General features: G+C 65.5%; 6 protein-coding genes and 2 pseudogenes. 6 read left to right on the forward strand and 2 right to left on the reverse strand.

Annotated features, from left to right (window positions below; all coding sequences use genetic code 11):
- Window positions 1-113: pseudogene (locus ACZYOF_RS42580) on the forward strand (IS630 family transposase); the annotation flags it as partial.
- 24 nt (window positions 114-137) lie between these two features.
- Here the strand turns inward: ACZYOF_RS42580 and scpB are convergent.
- Both scpB and ACZYOF_RS42590 read right to left on the reverse strand, forming a co-directional pair.
- The gene (gene scpB, locus ACZYOF_RS42585; protein ID WP_463719479.1) at window positions 138-815 is read right to left on the reverse strand and encodes an SMC-Scp complex subunit ScpB; all 678 of its coding nucleotides are present in this window, start codon (window positions 813-815) and stop codon (window positions 138-140) included.
- Between the two features lies 1 nt (window position 816).
- A complete protein-coding gene (locus tag ACZYOF_RS42590) occupies window positions 817-1758 on the reverse strand; it encodes a DUF1403 family protein (RefSeq protein WP_463719481.1) in 942 nt (313 codons plus the stop codon).
- Between the two features lie 298 nt (window positions 1759-2056).
- On the opposite strand from ACZYOF_RS42590, the gene ACZYOF_RS42595 reads away from it, so the two are divergent.
- The 5 genes and pseudogenes from ACZYOF_RS42595 to ACZYOF_RS42615 form a co-directional block, all read left to right on the forward strand.
- A complete protein-coding gene (locus ACZYOF_RS42595; RefSeq protein WP_394567574.1) occupies window positions 2057-2311 on the forward strand; it encodes a type II toxin-antitoxin system Phd/YefM family antitoxin in 255 nt (84 codons plus the stop codon).
- Window positions 2311-2717, forward strand: a pseudogene (locus tag ACZYOF_RS42600) (PIN domain-containing protein). Before ACZYOF_RS42595 ends, ACZYOF_RS42600 begins: the two are co-directional and overlap by 1 nt.
- Before the next feature lie 337 nt (window positions 2718-3054).
- Complete coding sequence (locus ACZYOF_RS42605; RefSeq protein WP_130584414.1) at window positions 3055-3309, forward strand: type II toxin-antitoxin system VapB family antitoxin; 255 nt, start codon at window positions 3055-3057, stop codon at window positions 3307-3309.
- Window positions 3309-3695, forward strand: a complete 387-nt coding sequence (locus tag ACZYOF_RS42610) for a type II toxin-antitoxin system VapC family toxin (RefSeq protein ID WP_130584415.1) — start codon at window positions 3309-3311, stop codon at window positions 3693-3695. Before ACZYOF_RS42605 ends, ACZYOF_RS42610 begins: the two co-directional genes overlap by 1 nt.
- A gap of 2 nt (window positions 3696-3697) precedes the next feature.
- Window positions 3698-4127 (forward strand): site-specific integrase (locus ACZYOF_RS42615; RefSeq protein ID WP_463719480.1); only part of this gene is annotated, 430 nt, incomplete at its 3' end.

The following is a 4127-nucleotide window of genomic DNA, read 5'->3' on the forward strand; positions in this document are numbered from 1 at the left end:
AACACATCGATGCCTACGTCAACGCGTACAACGACAAAGCCGAGCCCTTCGTCTGGACCAAGAAAAAGGTCCGTCAACGCCGCTTCACAGGGCGCCGTATCACTCAGCTCTGATTCCGGGTACTAGGCCATATTCGGTCAATCTGCAGCTTGTTCGTCATCGAGCTGGTTCTCGTCATGTGCCGGCAAGGGATCCGGAAACTCCCCCGCCAACATTTTGTCCTTGCTGAGCAGGCCGGCGTCCTCCAGCGCTTCCATATCCGGAAGATCGCGCAGCGTCTCCAAGCCGAAGTGCGACAGGAACCCCTTGGTCGTCACGTAGGTGTAGGGCGCCCCTAGCTGCGGGCTGCGCGGGCCGCTCGCGATGAACCCCAATCCGCGCAGACGGGCGATGGTATCGCGGCTGACCTCCTTGCCAAAGAAGGACGACAATTCGCTGCGATTGATCGGCTGGTAATAGGCGATGCAGGCGAGGATCAGCGTTTCGGTCTGTGACAAGGTCTTGCCATCGTTGCCGGCGCCGATCGCAGCCCGGATCGCCTCGGCGAAGTTTTTCCGGGTGCGATGCTGCCAGCCGCCGGCGACGGCAACAAGCTCGTAAGGCCGGCCGCGCAGCTCGTCGCGGATATCGTCGATGATGAGATCGAGGTTGCAGCCGCGGCCGACGACGCGCGTCAGGACCTCGCGCGTCACCGGGGCCGGCGAGGCGAAGATGACGGCCTCGACCCGGCCCATCCATTCGCGCCAGCGCAGCTCCGGCGGCAGGTCGGCCAGTTCGGTGTCGAGATCCGCTTTCAGTCGCGCGCGCCGGCCCATGTCAGAGCCCGTACAATCGGGAGGTCGGACGGCCGGTGAGCTCGCGCACCGCGCCGAGCGACACCAGCCGTTCGAACAGCCGTCGCGTGCTGCGGTCGCTCGCGGTCTTGCCTGGGCGCGCCGCCTGGGCGTCTTCCATCAGCAGGATCAGGACCATCCTGCCGGCGTCGCGGCCGCGCAGCTTCGGTGCGGCCGCGAGCAGCCGGTTGGCCCGCCGCACGAGGTCGGCGTAGAGATCCGATGCGGCGGCGGCGGCGCGTGCATAGGCCAGCGCACAGGCCGCCAACCAGGCCTCGTTCGGGCCGCCAACCTTGCCCGCGGCGCGCAGATCGCCGCGTCGAACTTGGCCGGCGATCAGCGGCACGGCGATCGGCCATTTCAGGCGGTGGGCGAGCACGATGTCGGCCAGCCACAAGGCCAGCGGTTCGCTTGCAGGGACCAAACGCATGCTCATCGCCGCGATCTCGGCGGCGGCCGCGATCGCGCTTCCCTGCCCGACCGCCAGCTTCACTGCGGCGGCGACGACGTCTACGAACGCGTCGTCGAAGCTCAGCTCGAACCGAATGGGCAGCGTGATCATCCAGTCGTCCGGCACCATGGCGGCGCGCTCGCCGAGATACCGCCAGGCCTTGAGGATGCGCCCGCCCGGGCCGGGGTCATCGGTCTCGCGGCGCAGATACCAAGCGTCGCGCAGCGTCGCCTCGTCCTCGGTGCGGCCGCCATGCCGGGCGAGCACGGCGGCATCGGCGAGCGACAGACGATGGCGCCAGAGCAGGCCGAGCGGGTGCTCGCTGCGGGCGATCGGATGGATCGCGGCCAGCGCCGCACCGGCGAAAAACGCCGCATCATCAACGGATTGCCCGGATAAGGCCTGCCGGCCCCAGGTTGGAAAGGGCGGGAAGGTCGGTGGGGGGTCAGGGAGGGTTCGCGCGCGCGACGGCATGACCAATGGTAACTGCTCACGGCGCTTTACACCATCAAAAGCGCCACAAACCGCCGCGCTTGTCGGTGGATAACAACGAATGATAATGTTGCCTTATCGTTCGTTTTGCTCATGATAGAGAGAATGCCCGATAGCGCCGCCGAGACCTTCGAAAATGGTGCGCCAGAGCGCTCGAAGTCGCCTGAGAGCCCGGCTCCAGGCGTGATCTTTTGGCCGTCGACCCGTCGGCGCCCATCCTTGACCTCGACGACGACGCCTTCTAGAAAATAGCTAGCCTGTCTAGCTAGGACCGTGCAACATGGAATGGCCGCTGCAGGACGCCAAGAACCAGTTTTCCAAGGTGGTGCAGAAGGCCCGCCGCGAAGGCCCGCAGGTCGTGACCCTGCGCGGCGAGCGGGCCGCCGTGGTGTTGTCGGCCGCCGATTACGACGCGCTCCGCTCCGGCCGGCCGACCCTGGTCGACGACTTGCTGGCCGGGCCCAGCTGGGATGACGACCTGGCCGAGGCCGTGACGCAGCGCGCCAAGACCCCCAGCCGTGACGTGGCGTTCTGATGTATCTGGTCGACACCAATGTCGTCTCCGAGGCGCGGCGCGGCTCTGTGCAGGCCACCGGCTGGCTGCGCGCGGTCGATCCGGCCAGCGTTCACCTCAGCACCCTCACCCCGGCGAAATCATGCGCGGCATTGCGCTCAAGCAGAAGTCGGACCCGAAGGCGGCTGGCTATCTGGCCGAATGGTTGCGCAAGCTGCGCCACGACCACGCCGACCGCATCCTGGCGGTGACCGACCAGATCTCCGTCGAACGGGGCCGCATCGCCGCGATCCGGCCGCGCGGCGATATCGACGGGCTGATCGCCGCCACCGCGATCGTCCACGACCTCATCCTCGTCACCCGCAATGTGGGGGATTTCGAGGATACGGGCGCCACGGTGATCAATCCTTGGGAGGCCTCGGCATGAGCCACCCTCCAGCGACCGCTTCGGAACCACTCGCGGCCGCCCTTTCTGACGCGGCTCAGACGAAGATCGACCCAGAATCCTGCCGAGGCCCCCTCCCCTCTCCCGCCATTAAAAAACCGGGCCTGCCGGCACGCCCAGAACCCGATTAGGGCCTTCGGAGCAATCGCACCTTCCTAAGCGCCCTGAGGCGGCGGGAAGTCATTGAAGCCTTGCCATAGTTTCTCCCACGATCCAGCGCCCAGCATGACGAGAATGCGCATCCCGAGTTTCGTGCAATCGTGCGCGGGTGGTGTTATATAGGTGGAATATTGAAAAATAGGCACCAAGGAACTCCGACATGGCACTGAGTATCAAAGATACTGAGACAGAAAAACTCGCACGCAGGCTAGCCGAGCGCACCGGAGAGACGATCACCCTCGCGACCAGGCGCGCTCTTGAGGATAGGGTGCGGCGGGTCGATGCCGACGTGACCAAGGCGAAGCTGCTTGAGGACATGGAAGCCATTCGGCGCCGCCTATCTGCCCTCCCGATCCTCGACCCGCGCAGTATAGATGAAATCATCGGGTACGATGAAAACGGCTTGCCGATCTGATGGTGATCGACTCATCCGCCATTCTGGCAGTTCTTTTGAATGAGCCGGAGGCCAGCGACTTTGAGCATCGCATTGCGGCCGACCCTGTCCGGCTGATGTCGGCAGCGACGGTGGTGGAAGCTGGAATAGGGATCGAATCAAAGTTGGGCGATGGCGGCGGCGCCGAGCTTGATCTCTGGCTGCATAAGGTTGGCGTGGAGATTGTTCCAGTCTCGGCTGGGCATGCCGATCAGGCGCGGCGGGCGTGGCGGCGGTATGGGAAAGGCCGGCATTCCGCCAAGCTGAACTTTGGCGATTGCTTTTCTTACGCTCTCGCCACCCTCACCGGAGAGCCCCTGCTGTTCAAGGGCAATGACTTCTCGCAGACCGACATCAAGGCGGCCTGAAGATGAACATCCTTCCTCCCGGTAGCGAAAACCTTCCCGTCACTTCGGAAGCCGTGAGGGAGGGGGCCGAAGCCGCCTCCGCTGCCCTTCCGGCGCATCTGGAACGGCTGGCCGATCGCGCCCGCAATTATGTCGAGGCGGCGAGCTCGGCCAACACGCGCCGGGCCTATGCCTCCGACTGGAAGCACTTTTCCGCCTGGTGCCGGCGCCAGGGCCTCGAGGTGCTGCCCCCCTCCCCCCAGACGGTCGGGCTTTACATCACCGCCTGCGCCTCCGGCGCCGCGACGGCCGATCGCCAGGCAAACTCGGTCGCGACGATCGAGCGCCGGCTCTCAGCGCTGGCCTGGAACTATACGCAGCGCGGGACGCCCTTGGACCGCATGGACCGGCACATCGCGACCGTGCTCGCCGGGATCCGCAACACCCACGCTG

The sequence above is a fragment of the Bradyrhizobium sp. LeoA1Lang genome, assembly GCF_055413685.1.

What these genes read in the sequence shown, in the direction of transcription:
- scpB (WP_463719479.1), bottom strand. Translation starts at nt 815, where the DNA reads ATGGGCCGGCGCGCGCGACTGAAAGCGGATCTCGACACCGAACTGGCC.
- ACZYOF_RS42590 (WP_463719481.1), bottom strand. Translation starts at nt 1,758, where the DNA reads ATGCCGTCGCGCGCGCGAACCCTCCCTGACCCCCCACCGACCTTCCCG.
- ACZYOF_RS42595 (WP_394567574.1), top strand. Translation starts at nt 2,057, where the DNA reads ATGGAATGGCCGCTGCAGGACGCCAAGAACCAGTTTTCCAAGGTGGTG.
- ACZYOF_RS42605 (WP_130584414.1), top strand. Translation starts at nt 3,055, where the DNA reads ATGGCACTGAGTATCAAAGATACTGAGACAGAAAAACTCGCACGCAGG.
- ACZYOF_RS42610 (WP_130584415.1), top strand. Translation starts at nt 3,309, where the DNA reads ATGGTGATCGACTCATCCGCCATTCTGGCAGTTCTTTTGAATGAGCCG.